Origin of the sequence: Microbispora hainanensis (genome assembly GCF_006874475.1) — a bacterium.
Classification (GTDB): domain Bacteria; phylum Actinomycetota; class Actinomycetes; order Streptosporangiales; family Streptosporangiaceae; genus Microbispora; species Microbispora hainanensis.
This window is the reverse complement of sequence record NZ_VIRM01000120.1, coordinates 1-2,029: the sequence shown is the minus strand read 5'-3', so window position 1 is coordinate 2,029 and position 2,029 is coordinate 1. Positions and strand designations below refer to the sequence as shown.

Below are 2,029 nucleotides of genomic sequence, written 5' to 3'. Positions count from 1 at the left end.
CGGGATCTTTTTCCTGGTGGTGGCCCCGGCTGGGTATGGCCGGGGCTTTCGCATGTCCAGGGACCGTTTCCTGAGGCTCGTGTGGTCCGCCGGGTAGTCCATGGGTCATCCGTATAGCGGTAGGGGTGTCCCCCGGCATGTGAGGGCGTCTGTGGGTTCGTGGGTTGCCTGGGCCGGCGAGGGGGCTGGCGAGCGCGGATGGTCGGCAGGGCCCGCGGGATGAACGTTCTGCCCGCTGAGACGGGCCCCGTCTCCACGTGCCACGTCCCGGTCCTGATCAAGATCCGCCCCTGTGGCCGTCGGCGAGCCGGAAATTCAGGGGCGGGGGCCATCGACCGGCCGAGTGCTCGCGCGAGAGAATCGGCAGGTGCTTCTGGAGAGACCACGGCTGTGGGTACGCCGCTGCCGCTCTGAGACCGCGAGTGCGGTCGGTGCGTCCCGTCCGCGAGTGCGGCGACTTCGGCGGCCGCACGGACTCCGGTGGCCGCACCGACTTCAGCGAGCGCAGGGGCTCCAGGACCAGAAACGCCAAGGGCTCCAGGCGCGACAGCGAGTGCAGTGGCTCCACGCCCCGGAACTTGAAGGAGCCGAGGCACTCCAGCAGCCGTCGCGACTGCGGGCCCCAGCACGCCCAAGACCGCGGGCTCTCCAGCGGCCGCACCGTGTCGTACGGCGTCCTGGATGGTCCGCTGCTGGAGAGCCGGCCGCGTTCACCAGCCTGCGGCGTGGCCGGCGTCTCTCCATGGTGGCGAGCTCGGAGACGCGGCCTGGCTTCTCCGTCCTCCTTGTACGGAGAGTGAGTAGGGCGCGGGTCTGCGCGGCTTCGAAAATCGATGGCCGGTCGAAATTGTGCTCGATATCGTTTCCCCGGGAGGCGCCGCAAGGAAAGAGTTTGCGCTGGCCGCTCGCACAATTGCGGCCCGTGCCGTTCGCGGTCCGCCGCCCCGAGAACGATGATCAGTTCGGTGCACGGCTGTCGAAAGTGTTTTCGATATACGAATTCGAAGGATCTCCGTGCGTAATTCGATCTTCATTGCCGCTGCCTCGAATCGCAGCTCTCGGCGGTGGCGCACCTGGTCAGACCAGCAAGATCGTATTTCAGGAACCCGACATCGGTGGCATCCGTTGTGATCTACTGAAGGTGTACCGTCGTTCGAGGTGACTGTGAAAAATGTTTGCGAAGGGTTCCATGGGGTAGACGGGTTCGCAAGTTACCCTGGAAGGGCTGACAAATTGACGATGAAGACACGCTTACCCGGCCTCCACAATCTCCAGCCAACAACACTTAAACGGCCGGGCGTGTCGGCGGGGGTTCGCTGAATCGTCGAATACGGTCCCGTGTGTCGGGACGAGCCCGGAAAAGGACAAGCCGGAAAAGGACGAACCGATGGGGGCTGTGCGCAAGGTGGCGAGCTACCTTGGCCTGGGTGGGGCAGAGCAGTACGACGACGAGACCTACGCCGAGGACGAGTACGAGGACGACTGGATGCCGGCGGCCGAGCGTGCCGCCAAGCGCTGGCAGCCCAACGCCGACCCGGCCCGTATCGTCATGGTCCGCCCGCGGAAGTATGACGACGCCCTGACGATCGGCCGGCACTTCCGTGAGGGCCACACGGTGGTCATGGACGTGGCGGGCATGTCGACGGCGGAGGCCACGCGAATGGTGGACTTCGCCGCGGGCTTGGCCTACGGCTGCGAGGGACGTATCGAGCGGATCGCCGACAAGGTCTTTCTGATCACTCCGGCGACGGTGGAGGTTTCCACGGCCTGAACCGGTCGGGTCGACTCTTGGTCTTGTGCCCGCCGCCCACTGGGTCGGCGGGCACAGTTGCGCATGGCCTCGGTTCTCACGTACATCAGCAGGCCCGGAGCGGACCGTCTCACGCGCCTTTGACCCCTGGGGCGACGTGCAGGCCGTCTCGTGCGCTCGCAGCGGCAAGGCGTCCGCAGGCCCCACACCCATGCCGGCTCATCGAACTTGATCGGGGTTGAGGCGAGGCTGCGCCTGCTCGCGCGGCTGCGGGATGGA

The 2,029-nt window shown here is 66.2% G+C and carries 1 protein-coding gene; it reads left to right on the top strand.

Features of this window, described 5'->3' with window-relative positions; all coding sequences use genetic code 11:
* Window positions 1-1,387 precede the first annotated feature (1,387 nt).
* Window positions 1,388-1,771: a cell division protein SepF gene (locus FLX08_RS39695; RefSeq protein ID WP_142625402.1), complete on the top strand. Its 384-nt coding sequence runs from the start codon at window positions 1,388-1,390 to the stop codon at window positions 1,769-1,771.
* The last annotated feature ends 258 nt before the right edge of the window (window positions 1,772-2,029 follow it).

What these genes read in the sequence shown, in the direction of transcription:
- FLX08_RS39695 (WP_142625402.1), top strand. Translation starts at nt 1,388, where the DNA reads ATGGGGGCTGTGCGCAAGGTGGCGAGCTACCTTGGCCTGGGTGGGGCA.